The sequence below is a fragment of the Clostridium sp. NSJ-145 genome (assembly GCF_021044725.1).
In the GTDB taxonomy this organism is placed as follows: Bacteria; Bacillota; Clostridia; order Clostridiales; family Clostridiaceae; genus Clostridium; species Clostridium disporicum_B.
Map to the genome: position 1 here is coordinate 14836 of NZ_JAJNOS010000018.1, position 25426 is coordinate 40261.

Below are 25426 nucleotides of genomic sequence, written 5' to 3' on the forward strand. Positions count from 1 at the left end.
TAATATTAGTAATAATGAAATATTAGTAAGTGGAGGATTTATGAAGAAGAAAATTATTATAGCAGTATTATTATGTATTCCTTTTATTTCAATATTATTAGTTATTGTCTTTAGAGGAGTTATGCTTCCAACAAATGAGGAAATTATAAAATCTTTAAAAGATATAAAGTGCTATGAAGCCAACGTAGAATATATAATTAAAAATAGCAGAGGCGAAGAAAGAGAAGATACGGTACAGTATTATTCGAGGGATAAAGGCGTAAGAGTAGAGTTTGGAGAAGATATAGTTAAAGTATACAAAAACGATGGTATCCAAGTTATAGATAATATATCTAACTCAGATTATGTAATAGATAAAAGTTTAGATGTATTACATCCTTTAGCGTTTATGAATAGAATATTATCATTCCCAATTAAAAGTGATTCATTAAAACAAGATCAAGAAGAGTGGGGAGATACAGTTTATATACAAGTGGATTTAGAGTTGTTTTTAGATAATGAACATTTAAATGTAGCTAGATTATTTGTAGATAAAAAGAATAAAACGCCTATAGGAATAATTGTGTATAACAAAGATGGTGAAGATACACTAAGAATAATATTTAAGGATTTTAAAAAAGTAAAACAAATAGATGATAGTTTATTGTAGTTTGATATAATAAATATGAGGTGTTAGTAAAATGGATGTAAATATTAGACCAGTATGGGCAGAAGTAAATTTAGATAATATTATAAATAATATAAAAGAAATTAAGAAAAATATTAATGGTGAAGAAATTATAGCAGTTGTTAAAGCTAATGCTTATGGACATGGGGCTGTAGATGTAGCTCCTGTTCTTATAGAAAATGGAGCTGATAGGCTAGCAGTAGCTATGTTAAGTGAAGCTTTAGAGCTAAGAGAAGCAGGGATAAAAGTACCTATTTTAATTTTAGGATATACTGATGTAGCATTTTCAGAAATGCTAATAAATAATGATATAGAACAAACTGTTTACTCTTTAGACTATGCTAAAGAATTATCTAAAAAGGCAGAGGCTTTAGGAAAGGTAGCAAAAATTCATATAGCTGTTGATACTGGTATGGGTAGAATAGGATTTTTACCTAATGAGAAAAGTGTTGAAGAGGTTGTGGAAATTAGTAAATTAAGCAATTTAAGAATCACAGGGATATTTACACATTTTTCGAATGCAGATGAACAAGATAAAAGCTATGCACATAATCAAATAGAAAAATTTAATTCCTTTATAAATGAAATAGAGAAAAGAGAAGTAAACTTAGGACTAAAACATATTTCAAACAGTGCATCTATTATTGATATAGAAGATGCACATTATAATGCAATAAGACCAGGGATAATACTTTATGGTTATTATCCATCAGATTATATAAATAAAGATAAGTTAAAATTAATGCCAGCATTATCATTAAAATGTCAGGTTATTCATGTGAAGGAACTTCCAAAAGGTGAGTACATAGGGTATGGAAGAAAGTTTAGGACTGAAAGAGATAGCGTAATAGCTACTTTACCTATAGGATATGCAGATGGATATGTTAGAGGGCTTTATGAGAAAGCTCATGTAATAATAAATGGTAAGCTAGCTCCAGTAGTAGGAAAGATATGTATGGATCAATGTATGGTAGATGTTACAGATATAGGTCCAGTTAAGGTTGGAGATGAGGTCGTATTATTAGGAGAAGATAATGGAGTGAAGAATAATGCTGATGATATGGCCAAAATGTTAGATACTATAAATTATGAAATATTGTGTATGATAGGTAGAAGAGTTCCTAGAATTTATATTAAAGATGGGAAAATGGTAAATGTAAGAAATTATTTATAAAAATAAAGACATTTCTATTTACAAATTGACATATTTTGCAATATAATTTTCTTATGGTAGAAAATATGCACTCTTTGGAGGCGAAATATGTCAAAATTGTTCAATAATAAAAATAAATTAGAATTTAAAAAAAATAGGAAATTTATCGGCGAAGATTTAATAAGATATAATGAAGACAAAAATAATATGGAATTTTATGAATTAATGAAAAGTGGATATATTGAGATGGCTAATATTAATTTAGAAATTTCTCAGTTATTTGAGTCGTCACCTGAAACCTTACAGTATGAATTTGACAGTATTAATGAATATGAGAAATGGCTTTGCGGAGTGTGAATTTAATGACGACTATGGTTGTAAAAAGAGGGGATATTTTTTATGCAGATTTAAGCCCTGTTATTGGCTCTGAGCAAGGTGGAATTAGACCAGTGATAATAATACAAAATGATATTGGGAATAAATATAGCCCAACAGTTATTGTAGCTGCTATTACATCTCAAATTAATAAGGCTAAACTTCCAACTCATGTTGAAATTTCGTCTGAAGAATACGGATTAAATAGAGATTCAGTTGTATTGCTAGAGCAAGTGAGAACATTAGATAAGAGAAGATTAAAAGAGAAAATAGGGCATATGACAGATGCTGATATGAAAAAAGTAGATAGAGCATTACTTATTAGCATAGGATTGATTTAATATTTTACTATCTATTAAATTTAAAGCGGAGCGTAATTGCTCTGCTTTTATTTTGTAAAATGATAATTTTATATAATAATTACATATTAAATATATTGTTAATTAGATAAAAAAATAATTAATTAACAATAAGTGATATACAATATAACGAATAAAAGAAAATATGATATACTTTTTAAAAATATGTAGTATACAGTGATTAGTATTTATGGTAAAATATTTTTAAAGATTTTACATACAATATATTTATACTTTTAAGTGAAGCTCCAAATTTTATTCGAAGGATACATATAATTTGGCTAGCTGAACTTACACATTCGACAATAGGAGAAAGTGTTTCATATAAGTGAAGCTCCAAATTTTACTCGAAGGGTACATATAATTTGGCTAGCTGAACTTACACATTCGACAATAGGAGAAAGTGTTTCATATATATAAATTAAAGGAGGATGTTCAAAATTATGAATACCGAAGAATTAAAGTTAATGGCTAAAAATATAAGAGCAGACATAGTAACAATGCTGACTGAATCTGCATCAGGGCACCCAGGAGGATCATTATCAGCAGCTGATATAGTAACAACTCTTTACTTTAAAGAAATGAATATAGATCCATCAGATGACAAAAACCCTAATAGAGATAGATTTGTGTTATCTAAAGGTCATGCTGCACCAGTTTTATATAGTGCTTTAGCGAGAAAAGGATTTTTTGATGTAGAAGAATTAAAGACATTAAGAAAATTTGGTTCAAGATTACAAGGACATCCAAGTATGAAGTGTTTACCTGGAATAGATATGTCAACTGGATCATTAGGTCAAGGTATATCTACAGCTGTTGGAATGGCTTTAGCAGGGAAATTAGATAATAAAGATTATAGAGTATATACACTTCTAGGTGATGGAGAGTTAGAAGAAGGTCAAGTTTGGGAAGCTGCTATGTGTGGAGCTCATTACAAATTAGACAACTTAACTGCATTCATAGATTTTAATGGATTACAAATAGATGGAGATATTACAAAAGTAATGAATCCAACTCCAATAGATAAAAAATTTGAAGCTTTTGGGTGGAATGTTATGATTATTGATGGTCATAATATTGATGAAATAATAGATGCTATAGAAAAGGCTAAGAATCACAAAGGTCAACCTACTGCAATAGTTTGTAAGACTGTTAAAGGTAAAGGTGTATCATTTATGGAAAATGAAGCTGGATGGCATGGAACTGCACCAAGCAAAGAACAATGTGAAAAAGCTTTAGCTGAAATTGGAGGGGACAGATAAAATGAGCAAGAAGATAGCAACAAGAGAATCTTATGGTAAAGCGTTAGCTGAATTAGCAAATACAAATACTAATATAGTAGTTTTAGATGCAGACCTTTCAAAATCAACTAAAACTGCTGATTTTAAAGCTGTTTGCCCAGAAAGATTTTTAAATATGGGAATAGCTGAAGGAAATATGATGGGGGTAGCTGCTGGTTTATCAACTTGTGGTAAGATACCATTTGTAAGTACTTTTGCCATGTTTGCAGCAGGAAGAGCTTTTGAGCAAATCAGAAATTCAATATGTTATCCAAAATTAAATGTTAAAGTATGTGCTACACATGCTGGTTTAACAGTTGGAGAAGATGGTGCGTCTCACCAATCAGTCGAAGATTTATCATTAATGAGAAGTATACCAAATATGGTAGTTATATCTCCAAGTGATGATGTGGAAACTAGAGCGGCTATAAAGGCTATAGCAGAATATAATGGACCTTGCTATGTAAGATTAGGTAGAGCTGCAGTTAATGTTATTAATGATGAAGCTACTTATAAGTTCGAATTAGGTAAAGGTGTTGTAGTTTCTGAAGGTACTGATACAACTATATTTGCTACAGGTATAATGGTTGATTCAGCTATAGAAGCAAAAGATATATTAAGTAAAGAAGGAATCAACGTTAAGGTTGTTAATATACATACTTTAAAACCAATAGATCAAGAATTAATAATAAAATCAGCAAAAGAAACTGGTGCTATAGTTACTGCTGAAGAGCATAGCATAATTGGTGGATTAGGATCAGCTGTAGCTGAAGTTTTAGCTGAAAATTATCCAGTTCCAGTTTTAAGAGTTGGAATAAATGATACTTTTGGTGAAAGTGGTAAGCCAGATGAATTATTAAAAGCGTATAACTTAACTTCAGAAGATATAGTAGCTAAAGTAAAAAAAGCAATTAATTTAAAGAAATAGATAAATTATGACTAAAGACTGCGGTTAAGAATCGCAGTCTTTTATAGTTAGAAATTTTTTAATATAAGATAATAATAAAGAAAGAAGAGTTAAAATATAATTTGAAAATTTCCATTAATTACAACACATTTAGGTCTTTTTTAATAAAATATTAATTAGAAAAACTTGACTCTTATCAAGTTTTAGAATATTTTGGATAAATGAGGTATAAATGAGTAAAACTAATAGAAGTGAATTTGGTTAATAAGGAGAGAGAATATGAGAACGGATAAAATAAAAGATTTTGTATTATTAACTATTGGTGTATTATTAGTAGCGATATCAGTTGTTTATTTTTTTGAACCTAATAACATTACAGCTGGTGGAATAACAGGGTTAGCAATAGTTATAAATAATTATTTGCCATCTATACCAATAGGTGTTCTTATGCTTATAATGGATGCTATACTATATGTAGTTGCATTTTTAATTATAGGGAGTAAATTTGGCGGGAAGAGTATATATGCAAGTATAGTATTATCAACATTTATATATATATTGGAAAAGTTTGTACCTTTTAATATAACAAATGATTTAATGCTAGCTACAGTTTTTGGGACAATTATTTCAGCTTTGGGTATGGCTATAGTATTTAATGCTAATGCATCAACTGGAGGCACTGATATTATTGCAAAGATATTAAATAAGTTTATGCACATTGATATAGGAAAAGGGTTATTAATGGTAGATTTTTTTGTAACACTATTAGGAGCAATTACTTTTGGGATAAATGCAGGTTTATATTCGTTACTATCTGTAATAGCAAATGGATTTGCAATTGATAATGTTATAGCTGGTTTTAATGTGTGTAAGGAAGTTACGATAATAAGTCCTAAAAATGAAGAGATTAGTAAGTTTATATTAGAAGACCTTGAAAGAGGATGTACCTTTATAAATGGAGTAGGTGGGTTTACTGGAAAAGAAACAACACTTTTATATACGATATTAGGTAGAAATGAATTTATAAAATTGAAAAGATTTATAGCTGATGTTGATAAAAATGCTTTCATAACAGTTGGGGAAGTTCATGAGGTTATGGGAGAAGGTTTTAAAGGTATTGATGAAGAGTAAGAGATGAATAATTAATGATGGGATGGGTGGTTAAAGATGAAAAAAATTAAGGAGTATTTACTTATAACGATTGGAATAGCGTTAACAGCTATAGCATTAGAATATTTCTTCTTTCCAAATGATATTGCCTCAGGAGGGGTATCTGGTATAGGGTTAGTAGTTAATAGCCTTACAGGAATAAGCACAAGTATAGTTGTATTTGTACTTAATATACTATTATTTGTGGTAGCCTTTTTTGTTTTAGGAAAATCATTTGGAGCTAAAAGTATTTATGCAACTATAATGCTTTCAGTATTTATGTATATTATTGAAACATTTTTTACTCCAGGAATTTTAACAGAAAACTTATTTTTAGCTAGCTTTTTTGGGTCAGGAATTTTAGCCATGGGAGCAGCTATTGTATTTAATGAAGGAGCATCAACAGGAGGAACTAGTATAATAGCAGCTATAATAAGCAAATATACAGCAATAGGTGTTGGAAGTGCAGTTCTTATTACAGATTCATTAGTTTGTTTAATGGCTATCGGAGCTTTTGGTGTTGATAAAGGATTATTTGGATTCTTTAGTGTAGTTATGATTGGAATATTAATAGATAAATTTATTGATGGATTTAATACTTGTAAACAAGTATTTATCATAACTAATAAGGAAAAATTAGTTTTAGAATACATAACTAAGGATATAAATAGAGGTTGTACAGTGTTAAATGCACAAGGTGGATTTACAGGAAGTGATGTTAAGATTATATATACAGTTTTAGATACTAAACAATTTATAACTTTAAAGAAATTTATAAAAGAAAAAAATCCTGAAGCATTTATAACAGTAAACGAATCTGCAGAAGTATTAGGTGAAGGATTTAAATCATATAATTAAGAGAAAATAACTGGAAAAACTTTAAAACTTGGTGTAATAATGCTATTATGATATAATAAGCCTATAGTATAAGGATGAACATGTGGAGGAGAGGTGTAGATATGATAGAGTTTAAAGGCGTATCTAAAATATACAATAATAATGTAAAAGCACTATCAGATGTAAATGTTAAAATAGATACAGGTGAATTTGTATTTTTAGTTGGACCTTCAGGATCAGGTAAATCAACTTTTATAAAAATGTTACTTAAGGAAGTTGAACCTACAACAGGAGATGTAATAGTAGCAGATAAAAAACTAGCTGATATTACAAGAAAGCAGGTTCCATATTACAGAAGAAAGATAGGGATGGTATTCCAAGACTTTAGATTAATTCCTAACTTAAATGTTTATGAAAATGTAGCCTTTGCTATGAGAGTAGTAGAAGCATCACCAAGAGAAATAAGAAAAAGAGTACCAACAGTATTATCTCTAGTTGGATTATCTCATAAATATAAAATGTTCCCTAATGAATTATCAGGGGGAGAACAACAAAGAGTTTCATTAGCAAGAGCTATTGTTAATAATCCATCAGTATTAATTGCCGATGAGCCTACAGGAAATTTAGATCCAGAAACAGCTAAAGAAATAATGGATCTTCTTAAGGATATAAATACAGCAGGGACAACTATAGTAATGGCTACTCACGCAAAAGACATAGTAGATACTATGAAAAAGAGAGTTATAGCTATAGAGAGTGGAAATATTGTAAGAGATGATTCGAGGGGGATGTACGAAAATGAAGATTAATACTATTAACTATTTTATAGTAGATGCCCTAAAAAGTATAAAAAGAAATAGAACTATTAGTTTTGCTGCAATGCTAACTGTTTTAATAACATTCTTTATATTTGGAACATTTACTTTATTAGCATTAAATTTTAATAAAAGTATTGAAGATATAGCATCTCAAGTAGAAATAAGAGTATACTTAAATGATGATATAAAAATGGTAGATCAAAGAGAAATAGAAGTAAAACTTAATGAGCAAACAGGTGTAAAAAATGTTACATATGAATCAAAAGATGAAGCTTTTTTAAACTTACAAGAAAGTTTAGCTGAAAATAAGGGTATACTAGAAGGGTATGACTTAACAAATAACCCATTACCAAGTTCATTTATAGTAACTTTAGAAGATCCAAGTTATGCTGATGCAGTAAGCAATGCAGTTGAAAAAATGAGCGGAGTTGAAAGTATAAGAAATCAAAAAGAACAAATTGAAAAGATAAGCTCATTCGTTAAGGTTGTTCAAGTAGTAGGTATAGGATTATTTGTAATATTCATAGGAGTATCTGTTTTCTTAATAATGAATACTATTAAATTAACTGTTTACTCTAGAAGAAGAGAAGTAGGAATAATGAAGTTCGTTGGAGCTACAGATTGGTTTATTAGATGGCCATTTGTTATTGAAGGTATTATAATTGGTTCTATAGGAGCAGGTTTATCAAGTGTTCTTTTATACTTCGCATATAATGGGGTATTTAATTGGATACTATCATCAATGTTCTTAATTAATTTAGTTACTCCAGCATTTGTATTAACTACTATGTTAGGTGGATTTATACTTGGTGGTGTAATTGTAGGTGCAATAGGAAGTATTGCAGCTTTAAGAAAATTCTTAATAGTTTAATATAATCTAGTTTTCTAGGGATTTTTTATTGATATGATGTATCTGCATTAGTAGATACATCATATCAATATTTTAATATAAAAAAATTGATAATTTTTCAAAATTTATTTCGAAAGGAAGTATAAGGTATGGAGGATTTGAACAGAGGTGAAAATAATTCTAAAAAGGGAGGAAAAAAGGCTTTAAGGATAGGGTTGATAGTTGTAGTATTATTAGCCTCACATGGACTACTATTATATTTAGGAAATGTATTAGCCATTAATGGAGTTATTTTTAAGGGTGCACCTCAGAAAGCTATCGCGGACTTATCAAGTGTAGGAGATACTTCGAAATATAAGTACTTATTTACATTAAGAGATCTTATCTATTCAAAATATGATGGCGATATAGATGATCAAAAATTATTAGAAGGAGCCATGAAAGGTATGGCATCAGCTGTTAAAGATCCATATACTGTTTATATGACTCAAGAAGAATTTGATACTTTTATGGAATCAAGTCAAGGAAGTTTTTATGGAATAGGAGCTCAATTAGGTGTTAGAGATAATAAAGTTACGATAATTGCACCAATTGAAGGTTCACCTGCAGAAGAAGCAGGATTAAAAGCTGGAGATGTAATATTAAAGGTAGATGATTATGAAGTAGTTGATCTTAATACTGAAGCAGTAGTAGCTAGAGTAAGGGGAGAAGAAGGTCAGCCGGTAACGTTAACTATCCAAAGAGGTGATGGTGAGCCATTTGAAGTTGAGATAGTTAGAGCAGAAATTAAAAATGAATCAGTAAAAGGTGAAATGCTGGATGATTCAACGGCATATGTTCAGATAACTACATTTAGTGATGAAGAAGTAAGCCAAAAATTCACAGATGAAATAAATGAATTAAAAGCGCAAGGAATGAAAAAACTAATATTAGATTTAAGAGGAAACCCAGGTGGATACTTAGATCAATGTGTTGAAATAGCATCTCATTTTATTAAAGAAGGTGAAATCGTTACTTATACAATTGATAAGTATGATCAGAAAGTAGTTTCAAAATCAAAAGGTGGAGATTTACTAGGAATGCCATTAGTAGTACTTGTAGATGGAGGAAGTGCTTCTGCATCAGAAGTAGTTACAGGTGCTTTAAGAGATCATGATGCTGCTACAATAATAGGAACTACTACTTTTGGTAAGGGTATAGTTCAACAACTTATAAGTCTTCCAGACAATGAAGGAGGATTAAAAGTTACAACTTCTAAGTATTATACTCCAGATGGAGAAAATATACATGGAACTGGAATATCTCCAGATATAACTGTAGAAATTCCACAAGAAGTATTAGAAGTAGAATATAGTAGAAATATAGACCCACAATTTCAAAAAGCTTTAGAGGTAATTAAAGAAAAGTAAATAGGAGACTAATATGGATTTAATAATATATACTTTAAAATCCGTAGCGACAGCTATAGTTGAGCCATTACATTTGCTTATGCTTATAATTATGGGAATAATGTTTTATCTTAAAAATAGACGTATCTCAATTGTTCAAAAGATGACTTTAGGGGAAAGCTTAGACTCTCCCCTAGAACTTACATTATCTCAAATTGTATTAGGTATAATTGCAGGTGCGCTAGGTAGTTTAATATTAAGTTTATTAGGAGTAACTTTTTATGAAAACTCAGGTATAGAGTTTGTGTTTATGATTTCTATACTAATGTTATTTTACAAACCTAAATTTGTTGAGTTTGCATACTCTAGTGCTATATTAGCTATATTAAGTTTAGTGTTTAATATTTTAGCTAGCTTAATAAATCAGAAATCATTTATTAGTGTTGATATATTATCTCTTATGACTTTTGTAGGAGTTATATATATTATTCAAGGTATATTAATAATAATTGATGGAAGTAGAGGTGCAATTCCTGTATTTACAAGTAAAGAAGGAAAGATAATAGGTGGATTTTCATTAAATAGATATTGGGCATTGCCTATAGCTATTTTTATGATTTTTAATAATCAAATATCATCAGGAACAACAATGACAGCACCAAATTGGTGGCCAATTATTAATCATACAAATATATTAAGTATTTTAACAACAGCGATGATAGCTACAATACCTTTCTATGGAGTTATAGGATACAATGCTGTTACATTTACGAAGAAAAAGAAGGAAAAATCATTAAGTTCTGGAGCAATAGCTTTACTTTATGGCATTTCAGTAATATGTGTAGCTCAGATAAGTGGTTTTGGAATAGTAGGACAAATATTAACAATAATATATGTACCACTTGCTTATGAAGGTATCTTAAGATATCAAAGAAGAATTGAAGCAAAAGGTGAATATATATATGTTAGTGATGAAGAAGGAATTTCTGTTTTAGAAGTAGCTCCAAGTTCTCCAGCATTTGAAGCTGGCATACGAAGAGGAGATAAGATTCTAGCTATTAATGATGAAGTGGTTAAGTCAGAAACAGATATTTTTAAACTAGCAAAAGATAGTATTTTTAAATTAAAGATAAGAATAAAAAAAGATGCAGGTAACGTTGTTGAATATTTGGTACAACCTAGAAACAAAAGGTTAGGGATATTATTAGTTCCTAAAATGGTAAAACAAGAGGATATACTAGGTGTAGGAGCGGATGATTTAAAGAAAGTATTAGAAGAACTTAGAGAAAAGAAGTAAATTTTGTTAAAAACTAAATATGAAAAGTTAAGAATTAATGTGGAAACTGCTTTGTGCAGTTTCTTTTATTTTAATATTAATTTTAATTTTAATGGAAGGCGTTGTAGATATACATTTACAGTGTAACTTGAAGTTTATAAATCGGATATTTGGACTTTCAGTTAAATTCGAAGAATCAGACTAAATATTTAAATTTAAAAAAGTAAGATTACTACTCATATGAATTTCTATGAGTAAGTTCGAGCAACCAAATATGAAATTTCTGAAGGTTAAATGAAATACCCTCTCACATGCGTTCGAATGTGTAAGTTCGCCCAACCAAATATGAAATTTGGGGGCTCACTTATAAAACATTTGAATATGGTAAAAATTAAAAGTAAAATTAGTATATTAGATTATGAAAAGTTTGGAGTTGAAGTAATGGGAGAATTTAAGATACATTCTAAGTTTAAGCCTATGGGGGATCAACCTAAGGCTATTGAAAGTCTAGCTAATGGTATAGAGAGTGGAGAAAAGTTTCAGACATTATTAGGAGTTACTGGATCAGGGAAAACCTATACTATGGCAAATATAATTGAAAAGGTACAAAAGCCTACTATTGTTTTAGCTCATAATAAAACTTTAGCAGCTCAATTATGTTCAGAATTTAAGGAGTTTTTCCCAAACAATATAGTAGAGTACTTTGTTTCTTATTATGATTATTATCAACCAGAAGCATATGTTCCTCAAACAGATACATTTATTGAAAAGGATGCTTCTATTAATGATGAAATAGATAAGCTTAGACACTCGGCTACATCAGCACTGTTTGAAAGAAGAGATGTAATAATAGTAGCTTCAGTATCTTGTATTTATGGATTAGGTAATCCTGATGAATATAAAAAGCTTACAATATCACTTAGAGTTGGAATGGAAAAAGAAAGAGATGAAATTATTAGAAAGCTAATAGAAATACAATATGAACGTAATGATATAGATTTCTCTAGAGGTACTTTTAGAGTAAGAGGAGATTCTTTAGATATTGTACCGGCATCATCATCTACAAAAGGAATTAGAGTAGAGTTTTTTGGAGATGAGATTGAAAGAATTAGAGAGTTTGATATCTTAACAGGTAAGATATTAGGTGAAAGAGATCATATAGCTATATTCCCTGCATCTCACTTTGCTGCTTCACAAGAAACTATTGATAAAGCTATACATAAAATTGAAGATGAATTAGAAGTAAGGCTTAAGGAACTTACATCTCAAGATAAGTTATTAGAAGCACAAAGATTAAGACAAAGAACAAACTTTGACCTAGAAATGATTAAAGAGATGGGATATTGTAGTGGAATAGAAAATTATTCGAGAATACTGGATGGAAGAGACCCAGGAACAGCACCGAAGACTCTTTTAGACTTCTTCCCAGACGATTTTTTAATGTTTATAGATGAAAGCCATGTTACATTACCACAAGTTAGAGCTATGTATGCCGGTGATAGATCAAGAAAGGACTCATTAGTAGAGTATGGATTTAGACTTCCATGTGCTTATGATAATAGACCTTTAAAATTCCAAGAGTTTGAGAAGAAACTAAATCAAGTAGTATTTGTATCTGCAACACCAGCTCAATATGAGTTAGATCATTCAACTAATATTGCTGAGCAAATAATAAGGCCTACAGGATTATTAGACCCAGTAGTAGAAATAAGACCTGTTACAGGACAAATAGATGACCTTTATGCAGAGATTATTAAAACTTCTGAAAGAGGATTTAGAACACTTGTAACTACACTTACGAAGAGAATGGCTGAAGATTTGACTAAATATTTAACTGAACTAGGAGTGAAAACAACTTATATGCATTCTGATATAGAGACTATAGAAAGAATGAAGATAATTAGAAGTTTAAGATTAGGAGAATTTGATGTTCTGGTAGGAATAAACCTTTTAAGAGAAGGTCTAGATATTCCAGAAGTAGCTTTAGTAGCAATATTAGATGCTGATAAGGAAGGATTTTTACGTTCGGAAACATCAATGATACAAACTATAGGTAGAGCTGCAAGAAATTCTGAAAGTAAAGTAATAATGTATGCTGATAGAATCACTGGTTCTATGGATAGAGCTATAAAGGAAACTAATAGAAGAAGAGAAATTCAAAATAAATATAATGAGGAGCACGGAATTGTTCCAAAGACAATTATTAAGGCTGTTAGAGATGTAATAGAAGCAACTAAGGTAGCAGAGGAATCTTCAGATTATAATGTTGATGAAAAGGTTGAATTATCAGCTAAGGATAAGAAGAAGTTAATTAAGCAATATACAGATGAAATGATGGATGCAGCTAAAAACCTTCAATTTGAAAGAGCCGCAGAGCTTAGAGATATGATAGAGAAACTAAAGAAATAACAATTGACAATTTCCGTGGAAATATCTACAATAATATACAAACACAAGTTCGGGGTTAAAGGTCGGAAATTATGTGAAAAATAAGTAATATACGAGGTTAATACTGAAAGATTGGAGTAGTTTATGAAAGATAAAATCATTGTAAAGGGTGCAAGAGTACATAATTTGAAAAATGTTTCATTAGAGATACCAAGAGATAAATTAATAGTGTTTACTGGATTATCTGGTTCAGGAAAATCTTCATTAGCATTTGATACTTTATATGCAGAAGGTCAAAGAAGATACGTAGAATCACTATCTGCATATGCAAGACAATTCTTAGGGCAAATGAATAAACCAGATGTTGATTATATAGAAGGATTATCTCCAGCAATTTCAATAGATCAAAAGACAACAAGTAAAAATCCAAGATCTACTGTTGGTACTATAACAGAAATTTATGATTATTTAAGGTTATTATATGCAAGGGTAGGAATTCCTCACTGTCCTAAGTGCGGAAAGCAAATATCCCAACAATCAGTGGATCAAATTGTTGATAAGGTAATGGAGCTTGGGGATAAAACTAAAATTCAAGTTTTAGCTCCTATAATCAGGGGAAAAAAAGGTGCTCATGAAAAACTATTAGAGAATATTAAAAAGAATGGATATATTAGAGCTAGAGTTGATGGTGAAATATATGAGCTAGCAGAAGATGAAATAAAACTAGAAAAGAATAAGAAACATAATATTGATGCAGTTGTCGATAGAATTATTATTAAAGAAGGAATTGAAGGAAGGCTAACAGATTCTATAGAAGCAGCTTTTAAATTAGCTGATGGGTTAGTTGTTATAAATATTATTGGTGGAAAAGACATTTTATTTAGTGAAAACTTTGCTTGTCCTGATTGTGGTATAAGTATCAATGAACTAGAACCAAGATTATTTTCTTTTAATACACCATTTGGAAAGTGTGATAGATGTGATGGATTAGGAACTTTGATAGAGCTTAATCCAGATTTAGTAATACCTAATAAAGAATTAAGTATTATGGAAGGGGCTATAGCAACTTGGGGAGAAGGAAGACTTAAGGAAGATTCTTGGACATTTGCTATATTAAAGGCGTTAGCTAAGGAATATGATTTAGATTTAAATAAGCCTGTAAAGGAGTTAAGCAAAAAGGATTTAGATTTAATTCTTTATGGAACTAATGGGAAGAGGCTAACAGTAGAGTATGTTAAGGATGGAGTGAAATCTAAGTATCTTTATTCATATGAAGGTGAATTAAATGCATTAGAAAGAAGATATAGAGAAACTAACTCAGATGTTATTAAAGGCGAAATAGAGCAGTATATGAGCAATAATAAGTGTCCAAAGTGTAAAGGAGCTAGATTAAATAATGAAGCATTAGCTGTTACTATTGGGGATAAGAATATTTATGAATTCACAACAATGTCAATAAAAGAAGAACTTGAATTTATAAATAAGGTACAATTATCAGATAAAGAAAAGATAATATCAGAACAAGTATTAAAAGAAATAAAAAGTAGACTGAATTTCTTATTAAACGTAGGATTAGACTATTTAAGTTTGGCTAGAAGTTCTGGAACTTTATCAGGAGGAGAGTCTCAAAGAATAAGACTAGCAACTCAAATTGGGTCAGCTCTTATGGGAGTTTTATATATTTTAGATGAACCAAGTATAGGACTTCATCAAAGGGATAATGATAGACTTATTGAAACTCTTAAAAATTTAAGAGATGTAGGTAACACTGTTATAGTAGTTGAACATGATGAAGATACTATAAGAGAAGCAGATTTTATAGTTGATATTGGACCTAGAGCAGGAGAACATGGTGGAGAAATTATAGCAGCAGGACCTGTTGATGTAATTAAAAACTGTAAAGAATCTATAACTGGTCAATATTTAACTGGGGTAAAGGAAGTTAAGGTTCCAGAAGTAAGAAGAGAAGGTAATGGTAACTTTATAACTGTAACTGGAGCAAAGGAAAATAACTTGAAAAATGTATCTATTAAAATTCCTCTTGGAGTTTTAACTATGATTACTGGGGTATCAGGATCTGGAAAGAGTACTTTAGTAAATGAGATATTATATAAGGGATTAAATAAAATAATAAATAAGAGTAAAAATCCAGTTGGTCAATATAAAGAAATAACAGGATTTGAAAATATAGATAAGATTATAGATATCGACCAAAGTCCTATAGGAAGAACACCTAGATCAAACCCAGCAACATACACAGGAACCTTTGATATAATAAGAGAATTATTCTCACAAACAACAGAAGCAAAGATGAGAGGATATAAACCAGGAAGATTTAGCTTTAATGTTAAAGGTGGAAGATGTGAAGCTTGTACAGGAGACGGAATTATTAAAATTGAAATGCAATTCCTTTCTGATGTATATGTACCTTGCGAGGTTTGTAAAGGAAAGAGATACAATAGAGAGACTTTAGAAGTAAAATATAAAGGTAAAAATATAGATGATATATTAAATATGACAGTTGAAGAGGCTTTAGAGTTCTTTGAAAATATACCTAGAATTAAAAATAGAATTCAAACTTTATATGATGTAGGTTTAGGATATATAAGATTAGGTCAACCATCAACACAATTATCAGGTGGTGAAGCCCAAAGAATTAAGCTAGCATTTGAACTGTCTAAAAGAAGTACAGGAAAGACTTTATATATATTAGATGAACCTACTACAGGACTTCACGTAGATGACGTAAATAGATTAGTTGAGATATTACAAAGACTAGTTGATGCAGGAAATACTGTAGTTGTTATTGAACATAACTTAGATATGATCAAATGTGCAGATCATATAATAGACCTTGGACCAGAAGGTGGAGATAAAGGTGGAACGATAATTGCCACAGGTACCCCTGAGGAAGTAGCGAAGGTTGATAAGTCTTATACTGGAAAATATCTTAAAAAGATATTAAGATAGCGTGCTATATCTTGTTATTTTTATAGATAAGATTTAATATATAATGGTAAATATAAGAAAAATATGAGGTGGAGTAATGAATATAAGTAGGCTGATTACATTTGCATCAGGAATAGTATTTATCATAATCCTATACTTAATAATATATTATGCATTAAAAATAATGTACAAGGATGTTAAGACAGGAGGAAAGAAGAATACAAATCCTAATTTAAATAAATATGGTCTTGAAATTACAAAAGCTGGTGGAAATGAGGACCTTGAAGAGGAATCAGTAATGTTAATAAGAGGTGATGTTACAATAGGTAGAATGGATGATAATGCTATTATATTATCTGAACCATTTGTATCAGGACATCATGCAAGAGTATATGCAAAAAATAATACATTATATATTGAAGACTTAAATAGTACCAACGGTATATATGTAAATGATGAAAAAGTTGAAGGAAAAATAAAACTTACAACTGGAGATGAAATAAAAATAGGAAGTGCTATTTTTACAGTACTAAGAGCAGATAAGCTTTAGAGGTGAAGTAGATGAAGGTATTGAAAAAAGAAAAAAGACTATTAAAACTAATATACTTATTATGCTTGCTGCTTTTTGTCAATCTAGGTTTTTTAGAACAACCTTATGATAAATTTGCAATAATTATGGGAGTTATTTTATGTGTATTAATAGGATATTCTCATTTTGTAATAAGGAGATTTTATCCCGATGGGGATAAATTCATCCTTATTTTTGCAAGTATATTAGCTGTAATAGGAATAGCTACCTTGTATAGATTAGATAAGATATTGGCAATAAAGCAGTTAGTGTGGGTTACATTGGGAATGGTTGGTTACATATTGATAGTAGCTATATTACCAGATTTAAGAAGTTTTGCTAAATATAAAAAGATATATATGATTATTACTTTAATACTTATGCCTTTAGCATTGATATTTGGAACAACAGTAGGTGGAGCTAAAAACTGGATAGAAATAGGGCCATTTATGTTTCAACCATCAGAGTTTGGTAAGATTGCATTAGTATTATATTTAGCATCTTCTTTAGCAACATATGAAAATAAAGAAACTTTTAAAGAGGATTTTAAAAGTTTATTAGAGCCTGCCTTAGTAACTATGTTTTCTTTAGCATGTATGGTTTTACAAGCAGATTTAGGTTCGGCATTAATTTTCTTTGGTATTTCTGTAACCATGTTATATGTTGCAACAGCTAAAAAGAAATATGTTTTTACTTGCTTGGGATTATCAGCAGTAGGAGCAACTGCAGCATACTTTTTATTTGCTCATGTCAAAAGAAGAGTTAAGGTATGGTTAGATCCGTGGGCTTATAGATATGATGAGGGAATGCAGATAGTTCAAGGATTGTATGGAATTGCATCTGGCGGATTATTTGGATCAGGATTGGGGCAGGGATATCCAGAGTATATACCTGTTAATGATTCAGATTTTATTTATGCAGTTATATGTGAGGAATTTGGAATTATATTCGCTATAGGAATTATGATAGTTTATTTTTTATTATTCTATAGAGGAATAAGAGCTGCTTTCGTCACTAATGATAAATTTTCACAATTAATAGCAGTAGGGTTTAGTACAATGATAGCATGTCAGACACTAGTAATTATAGGTGGAATATTTACTGTAATACCACTTACAGGTATAACTTTACCAATTATAAGTTACGGTGGTTCTTCGATTTTAACTACATTCTTTGCATTAGGAATATTGCAAAAGATTTCTGAGGAGGCATAAAGGATGAATGATTTAGGGAAAAGTGTAAGACATGTTATGACTATCTTTTTATTTTGTTTTATTGCACTAATATCTTATATAGCATATTTTCAGGTGTTTAAAGGTCCTAATATAGCGAATGATTCTGGGAATGTGAGATTATGGGCAAAAAGAAATGAAATATTAAGAGGGACTATTTACGATAGAAATGGAACAGCTTTAGCTACAAGTGAAAGAATAGATGAAACATCTCAACAAAGAAATTATCTATATGGAAATTTATTTGTTCATCCATTAGGATATATAGATCAAACATATGGCTTAAGTGGATTAGAGGAAACTTATGATGGTGAGCTAAGTAACTATAGTACATTTAGAAATGGAATAAATGATTTTTTAGATACTGTTCATCCAAGAGATTTTATAAGAAACTTAAAAGAAGATAAGGCTAATACAGGTAGCTTTAATTTTAAAGAAAACTTTAAGACATTTATTGATGATATGAATTTTGGAATGCTAGTTGGGAAATCAGATACTAAAGAGGGAAATGGAATAATAACAACTTTAGATACTACACTTCAACAAGTTGCTTATGATGCATTAGGAGATAATAAAGGGGCAGTAGTAGCTATAAATCCTAAAACAGGAGAGATTTTAGCTATGGTGTCTAAACCAACATTTAATCCAAATGATTTAGATGCAGAGATAGATAAGGCAAATTCAGGAAGTGCAGATGATACTCCTCTTATAAATAGGGCTATAGATGGGATATATCCTCCAGGGTCAGTATTTAAAACAGTAACTTTATCAAGTGCTTTAGAGAATATTCCAGGAATTGCTGAAAGACAATTTGATGATGAAGGTAAAATAACATTTGACGATGGGACAGAGCTTAATAACTTTGCTTATGAAGTTCACGGAATTATAGATTTAAGAAGAGCTTATAGGGTTTCAAGTAATGTTGTATTTGGTACATTGGCTATGGAATTAGGAAATGAAAAGTTAAAAGATACAGCAGAGAGCTTTGGATTTAACTCTGTAATTAGAGGAGAAGGATTTACAGCTACAGCGAGTCAATTTCCGACATTAGAAGATTACGAAAAAGGAAATATGGCTCAAAGCGGAATAGGTCAAGGATCAGTATTATCAACTCCAATGCAAATGGCACTAGTTACAGCTACTGTAGCTAATGATGGGGTACTAATGAAGCCAAAGTTAGTAAATAGTATAGTTGATAAGAATGGAAATATTGTTAGAAATATAGCTAGTACAGAAATACGTCAAGCTATTCCTTCAGATGTAGCAGCTACAGTAAAAGATTATATGAAATATCTTGTAGATAATAATATATATAGATGGCCAGCTTTTGAAGGAACAAATGCAGGTGGAAAAACTGGTACAGCAGATTATAATTTACCAGATGGAAGTGAAGCTGTGCCACATGGATGGTTTATAGCGGCAGCACCTATGGATGATCCACAAATTGCAGTAGCAGTTATAGTTGAAAATGGAGAAAGTGGTGCAGGATCAGCAGCAGTAATAGCTAGCCAAGTAGTACGACAAGCAGTTTTAGGATATTAAGCTAGTTAAGAGTGAAAAGTTATAAACGTTGGTGTAGAAACTTTTCGACACTCTTAGAGTTATTTCTTAATAAGATAGGTTATAGTAGATATAAATTAATAGATGTAATAGAAAAAACTAATAAGTTAGTAATTAATTTTGTAGAGTTAAAGGTTTGGGGATATCATAATTTTAGAAACTGAATACAGTTTCATCCTAAACTCTTAACTCTTATATTTTAACTTTTAACTATGGAGTGAGGTGGTTAAGTGTTTGATTTTGAGTATCATTTAAAGAATCTTCCTGATAAGCCTGGTGTTTATATGATGAAGAACTCTTTAGGTGAAGTTATATATGTTGGAAAAGCTAAGGTTTTAAAGAATAGAGTTAAAAGTTATTTTCAGAATTCTAAGAATCATTCTGAAAAGGTTAGAGTTATGGTTAAAAACATAGCTGAATTTGAGTACATAGTAACTGATTCTGAAATGGAAGCTTTAATTTTAGAATGTAACTTAATTAAGAAATATAGTCCTAGATATAATATATTATTGAAAGATGATAAGTTCTATCCATTTATTAAAGTAACACTTCAAGATGATTTTCCTAAGGTTTTTGTAACTAGAAATTATGCCAAAGATGGAAGTAAGTACTTTGGGCCATATACTAATGGAAGTGCTGTATATGAGACAATAAATCTTATAAATAAGATATTTCCAATAAGAACTTGTAAGTTATCAATAAAAGAGAATGGTGAAAAGTACAGGCCTTGCTTAAATTATCATATAAAAAAATGTTTAGGTCCTTGTGGAGGACATATATCAAAAGATGAATATAGAAAGATGATAGATAACATTATAGATATATTAAGTGGGAAAGATAATGTAGTTGTTAAAGATTTAAAATCACAGATGGAAGAGGCATCTATGAATTTAGAATTTGAAAAAGCAGCATCTTTTAGAGATAAAATTTTAGCTATTGAAGCTATAGTTGAAAAACAAAAGATTTTTAAGACTATGGAAGGCGATGAAGATTTTATTAATGTAGATCAAGATGAGAAGGATAGTTGTATCCAAGTATTTTTTTCACGTGATGGAAAGATTTTAGGAAGAGAACATTTTATATTTGAAAATACAGCAAATGAAAGTCTTGAAGAATTGCTTCAAGAGTTTATAACTTCGTTTTATTCAGGAACAGCCAAAGTTCCAAAGATGATATATGTACCAGCTATACAAGATGAGGAGTTAATAGAAGAATATTTATCTATAAAAAGAGGGTCTAAAGTATTTGTTAAAGTGCCGCAAAAGGGTATGAAAAAGGAAATGCTAGAGATGGTTAAAAACAATGCTAAGATAACATTAGAAAAGTTTAAGGATAAATATTTTAGAGAAAAAGAAATAAATAGAATTTCTTTAGAGGAATTACAACAACTATTAGATTTAGAAAATTGGCCAACAAGGATTGAGGCATATGATATATCAAATATTCAAGGTGTTGATTCTGTAGGAACTATGATAGTTTTTGAAGAGGGTAGATCTAAAAATAGTGATTATAGAAGATTTAAGATAAAGACAGTAAAAGGTGCTAATGATTATGATAGCATGAGAGAAATACTTACAAGAAGATTTACTCACGGATTAGAAGAAATAAAAGCTATACAAGAAAGTAAAATAAAATTTTCAGCAGGAAAATTTTCAGTATTTCCTGATTTAATAATGATGGATGGTGGAAAAGGTCAAATAAATGTAGCTCTTGAGGTTTTAAAGGAGCTTAATATAGATATACCAGTTTGTGGACTTGTTAAGGATGATAAACACCAAACTAGAGGAATTGTATATAATAATACAGAATTAATTATTAATAGGTCATCAAATTTAATGCAGATGATAAGAAGAATACAAGATGAAGTTCATAGATTTGCAATTACTTATCATAGAAGCTTAAGAGATAAAAGAACGTTACATTCAATATTAGATGATATACCATATGTAGGAGAAAAAAGAAGAAGAGCATTACTTATGAAATTTGGAAGTGTTGATAAGATAAGAGAAGCTACACTTGAGGAAATATTAGAAACACCATCAATAGATAAGAAAGCAGCAGAAAGTATATATAATCACTTTAATGGAAATAAATAGAATATAAGTGAAAGCACTTGTTAAATATTAGTATTTAATTTATACTATTTAACTATGGAGAATATCGAAAATAAGGAGCCAATAATGAATAAGTATAATAATTACGTGGATTTATTTACTAGTTTTTATAGTGATGAAGATGTTAAGATAAATGAAAAATTAAGCCAATATGTAAATTTTAAGGTAGGAGGTCCTGCAGATATACTAGTTACTCCTAGAAATAAGGAGCAAATAATAAGAACGGTTAATATTTGTAAGGAAAATAATATACCTTTTTATGTTATAGGAAATGGGTCAAATTTATTAGTTAAAGATGGTGGATTTAGAGGTGTAGTTATGTCATTAACTAAGGTTAATAATATAACTGTAGATGGAGAAAGAATTGAAGCAGAGTGTGGAGCAATGCTAAAGCAGGTTTCAGATAAGGCTGTTGAAAATTCATTAACAGGGTTTGAATTTGCATGTGGTATCCCAGGAACTGTAGGTGGAGCTGTATTTATGAATGCAGGTGCTTATAATGGAGAAATGTCACAAGTAATAGAAAGTGCAGATGTTATAAATGAAAATGGTGAGATAATTACTTTAAATAATGAAGAATTAGATTTAGGTTATAGATCATCGATAGTTATGAAAAAAGGGTATGTAGTTTTATCTGCAGTCTTCAAACTAGAAAAAGGTACAGTAAAGTCTATTAAGGATTTAGTTGCAGATTTAACTAATAAGAGAGAATCAAAGCAACCTTTAGAGTATCCATCAGCAGGAAGTACATTTAAGCGTCCTGAAGGATATTTTGCAGGGAAGCTAATACAGGATGCTGGATTAAAGGGGTATAGTATAGGTGGAGCAGCTATATCAGAAAAACATTCAGGATTTGTTATAAATAAAGGTGGAGCAACTGCTAAAGATATACTTGATTTAATACATCATATACAAGATGAAGTTAAGAAACAGTTTGGAGTAGAGCTTCATACAGAAGTAAGAATAATTGGTGAAGATTTATAATTTTTATATAAGAAAAGGCTCGTCTTATAATTGTTTAATAAGATAAGCCTTTTATTTTATAATTTAGTATCAGATATATAGAAATAATTACTAAAGTATTTGTGTAAAGCCTTTGATGTTAATATATAAAATTGTTTATAGGATATATTGTGATATAATTTAATTGGTAAGGTAATTATAGTTAAGAAAAGCTTAGATGGGATTAATGAGAGTTAAATTTTAATAAATAAGTTTTAAGATAAGAAGTGATTTTATATTCTTAACTAGTAACTTTTAATTATATAAAGTGGAGGTAAAAGATGAGATTTATTATAGTAACTGGATTATCAGGGGCAGGGAAATCAGAAGCAACTAATAGTTTAGAGGATATGGGATATTTTTGTGTGGATAATCTTCCGCCAACGTTAATAACAAAGTTTGCTGAAGTATGTAAGCAAAGTGATGGAAAGATTGACAAAGTAGCTTTAGTAATAGATATACGTGGTGGTATATTCTTTGATGACTTATTTGATAGCTTAAAGGAGTTATCTAAGGAACAATTTAAATATGAAATATTATTTTTAGATACTTCTGATGAAGTTCTTGTTAAGAGATTTAAAGAAAAAAGAAGAAGTCATCCATTATCTCCAGGAGGAAGAGTAATAACTGGAATAGAGCTAGAAAGAGAAAAATTAAGAGAAGTAAAAGAGAAAGCAGATATAATAATAGATACATCAAAATACGCAATAAAAGATTTGAGAGAGGAAATGCTTAAGAATTTTGGTGATGTGGAAGCACCACAAAAGCAATTATCAATAACTGTATTAAGTTTTGGATTTAAGTATGGAATTCCTGTAGATTCAGATTTAGTATTTGATGTAAGATTTATACCTAATCCATTCTACATTCCAGAATTAAAACCTCATTCAGGTAATGATGAACCAGTTAAAGATTATGTATTACAACAGGAAGAAACTAAGGTATTCTTAGAAAAAGCTGTAGATATGTTACAGTTCTTAATACCAAATTATAATAAAGAGGGAAAACGTCAGCTTATAGTATCGATAGGATGTACAGGGGGAAGACATAGATCTGTAGCTATAGCAAATGCTATATATGAAAAGTTACATGCTAGTAACTATAATGTGTATGTTGAGCATAGAGATATTAAAGAGGATGTTCATAAGGGAGATAAAAAATTATGATACTTGATTACTTGATGAAACCAGGAGCTAGAATAAAAAGATGGGTATTACTTGGTTTCGTCGGAACTATACTACTTGCATTAGGAGTAGGAGAAGTATTTATTCATAAAGAATATGATTTAACTAGAAAAATGGTATGTATATTTTTGGGGTTATTGGGAGTAGTGGTTATAGTTATATCTATATCTGAAGGATTAAAATCTATATTAAGATTAATCAATAGCGATAAGATAAATATAACTATTAATGATAAAAATGTAGAAGACTTAATAGATGATGAAAGACTTTCTGTAAGTGGTCCTAAGATAGTAGTAGTTGGAGGGGGAACAGGTCTTTCGACTATGCTTAGAGGGCTTAAGAACTACACTAATAATATAACTGCTATAGTAACTGTTGGAGATGATGGTGGAGGTTCTGGAAAGATAAGAGAAGATTTTGGGATGCTTCCTCCAGGAGATATTCGTAACTGTATATTAGCATTAGCAGATACTGAACCAATTATGGAGAAATTATTACAATACAGATTTAAAGAAGGTAGTCTTGAAGGGCAAAGCTTTGGTAACTTATTTTTAGCTGCAATGGCTGGGATAAGTGATAATTTCGAAGAGGCTGTACAAAGAATGAGTTCAGTACTTGCTGTTACAGGTAAAGTATTACCGGTAACTCTTGATGATATGAAACTTGTAGCTATATTAGAAAATGGTGATGAAATTGATGGAGAGTCAAGAATACCAGATGAGGCTATAGCAAGAAAGTCTAAAATAAAAAAGCTTATGATAAATCCTGAAAATGCTAAACCTTTAGTTGACGCGCTTAAAGCAATAGAGGAAGCTGACGCTATTATAATGGGCCCAGGAAGTCTTTATACAAGTATAATTCCTAATCTGCTAGTAACTGATATAGCTGATACAATATGTGAAAGTGATGCAATAAAAATATATATATCAAATATAATGACTCAACCAGGAGAAACAGATGATTTCACAGCAGCTGATCATTTAAAAACATTAATAAATTATGGTGGCAAGAAATGTGTTGATTATGTAATTGCTAATAATGGTACTATTCCGGATGATATTAAAGAAAGATATTTGAAAGAAGGTTCAAAGTTAGTTGAATTGGATAGAGATAATATTAAAGGCTTAGGTGTAGAAATAGTTGAAGAAAACTTAGTTAAGATAACTAAAGGATATGTTAAACATGATTCAGAATATTTAGCTGATATAATAATGAAAACTGTAATAGAAAAAGAATTAAAATGGGATAAAGAAAAAATACTGGAATATGTTTATTCGCTTCAAAAAATGAGAGAAAAAAGAAATACTAGAGAGTAATATAGTATAATAGTTATTTGTTAGATAAAAATATTTAATGAAGAATTAGAAGTA

The 25426-nt window shown here is 30.0% G+C and carries 21 protein-coding genes; all 21 read left to right on the forward strand.

Annotated features, from left to right (window positions below; translation table 11 throughout):
- Positions 1–40: 40 nt before the first annotated feature.
- Positions 41–649: a germination lipoprotein GerS-related protein gene (locus LQE93_RS14485; RefSeq protein ID WP_055267645.1), complete on the forward strand. Its 609-nt coding sequence runs from the start codon at positions 41–43 to the stop codon at positions 647–649.
- 31 nt (positions 650–680) lie between these two features.
- Positions 681–1841, forward strand: coding sequence for an alanine racemase (gene alr, locus LQE93_RS14490; RefSeq protein ID WP_055267643.1), 1161 nt, complete (start codon positions 681–683; stop codon positions 1839–1841).
- An 87-nt stretch (positions 1842–1928) separates the two neighbouring features.
- On the forward strand, positions 1929–2177 hold the full coding sequence (locus LQE93_RS14495) for a hypothetical protein (protein WP_055267641.1): 249 nt from the start codon (positions 1929–1931) through the stop codon (positions 2175–2177).
- Positions 2178–2182: 5 nt separating this feature from the next.
- Complete coding sequence (locus LQE93_RS14500) at positions 2183–2536, forward strand: type II toxin-antitoxin system PemK/MazF family toxin (protein ID WP_032120348.1); 354 nt, start codon at positions 2183–2185, stop codon at positions 2534–2536.
- 461 nt (positions 2537–2997) lie between these two features.
- Positions 2998–3816: a transketolase gene (locus LQE93_RS14505; protein ID WP_055267639.1), complete on the forward strand. Its 819-nt coding sequence runs from the start codon at positions 2998–3000 to the stop codon at positions 3814–3816.
- 1 nt (position 3817) lies between these two features.
- A complete protein-coding gene (locus LQE93_RS14510; protein WP_231074191.1) occupies positions 3818–4762 on the forward strand; it encodes a transketolase family protein in 945 nt (314 codons plus the stop codon).
- 258 nt (positions 4763–5020) lie between these two features.
- Entirely contained in the window at positions 5021–5872 is an 852-nt protein-coding gene (locus LQE93_RS14515) for a YitT family protein (protein ID WP_231074192.1), read from the forward strand.
- A gap of 36 nt (positions 5873–5908) precedes the next feature.
- Positions 5909–6748, forward strand: coding sequence for a YitT family protein (locus tag LQE93_RS14520; RefSeq protein WP_186838979.1), 840 nt, complete (start codon positions 5909–5911; stop codon positions 6746–6748).
- Positions 6749–6849: 101 nt separating this feature from the next.
- Entirely contained in the window at positions 6850–7536 is a 687-nt protein-coding gene (gene ftsE, locus LQE93_RS14525) for a cell division ATP-binding protein FtsE (protein WP_055267631.1), read from the forward strand.
- Positions 7526–8416: a permease-like cell division protein FtsX gene (gene ftsX, locus LQE93_RS14530; RefSeq protein WP_055267629.1), complete on the forward strand. Its 891-nt coding sequence runs from the start codon at positions 7526–7528 to the stop codon at positions 8414–8416. The genes ftsE and ftsX overlap by 11 nt, the downstream gene beginning before the upstream one ends.
- Positions 8417–8544: 128 nt before the next feature.
- On the forward strand, positions 8545–9804 hold the full coding sequence (locus LQE93_RS14535; protein WP_055267627.1) for a S41 family peptidase: 1260 nt from the start codon (positions 8545–8547) through the stop codon (positions 9802–9804).
- A 13-nt stretch (positions 9805–9817) separates the two neighbouring features.
- Positions 9818–11080: a PDZ domain-containing protein gene (locus LQE93_RS14540; protein WP_186838977.1), complete on the forward strand. Its 1263-nt coding sequence runs from the start codon at positions 9818–9820 to the stop codon at positions 11078–11080.
- Between the two features lie 420 nt (positions 11081–11500).
- Positions 11501–13468 carry an excinuclease ABC subunit UvrB gene (gene uvrB / locus LQE93_RS14545; protein WP_055267677.1) on the forward strand — a complete coding sequence of 656 codons (1968 nt, stop codon included), beginning with the start codon at positions 11501–11503 and terminating at the stop codon, positions 13466–13468.
- A gap of 123 nt (positions 13469–13591) precedes the next feature.
- Positions 13592–16417: an excinuclease ABC subunit UvrA gene (gene uvrA, locus LQE93_RS14550; RefSeq protein ID WP_055267623.1), complete on the forward strand. Its 2826-nt coding sequence runs from the start codon at positions 13592–13594 to the stop codon at positions 16415–16417.
- Between the two features lie 76 nt (positions 16418–16493).
- Positions 16494–16946 (forward strand): FHA domain-containing protein, encoded by a 453-nt coding sequence (locus tag LQE93_RS14555; protein ID WP_055267621.1) that lies wholly within the window; start codon positions 16494–16496, stop codon positions 16944–16946.
- 11 nt (positions 16947–16957) lie between these two features.
- Entirely contained in the window at positions 16958–18178 is a 1221-nt protein-coding gene (locus LQE93_RS14560; RefSeq protein WP_055267619.1) for an FtsW/RodA/SpoVE family cell cycle protein, read from the forward strand.
- Between the two features lie 3 nt (positions 18179–18181).
- Positions 18182–19738, forward strand: coding sequence for a peptidoglycan D,D-transpeptidase FtsI family protein (locus tag LQE93_RS14565; protein ID WP_055267617.1), 1557 nt, complete (start codon positions 18182–18184; stop codon positions 19736–19738).
- A 248-nt stretch (positions 19739–19986) separates the two neighbouring features.
- On the forward strand, positions 19987–21852 hold the full coding sequence (gene uvrC / locus LQE93_RS14570; protein ID WP_231074193.1) for an excinuclease ABC subunit UvrC: 1866 nt from the start codon (positions 19987–19989) through the stop codon (positions 21850–21852).
- A gap of 84 nt (positions 21853–21936) precedes the next feature.
- The gene (gene murB, locus LQE93_RS14575; RefSeq protein ID WP_231074194.1) at positions 21937–22854 is read left to right on the forward strand and encodes a UDP-N-acetylmuramate dehydrogenase; all 918 of its coding nucleotides are present in this window, start codon (positions 21937–21939) and stop codon (positions 22852–22854) included.
- Between the two features lie 299 nt (positions 22855–23153).
- Positions 23154–24038, forward strand: a complete 885-nt coding sequence (gene rapZ / locus LQE93_RS14580; RefSeq protein WP_055267612.1) for an RNase adapter RapZ — start codon at positions 23154–23156, stop codon at positions 24036–24038.
- On the forward strand, positions 24035–25372 hold the full coding sequence (locus LQE93_RS14585; RefSeq protein WP_172675774.1) for a gluconeogenesis factor YvcK family protein: 1338 nt from the start codon (positions 24035–24037) through the stop codon (positions 25370–25372). The genes rapZ and LQE93_RS14585 overlap by 4 nt, the downstream gene beginning before the upstream one ends.
- The last annotated feature ends 54 nt before the right edge of the window (positions 25373–25426 follow it).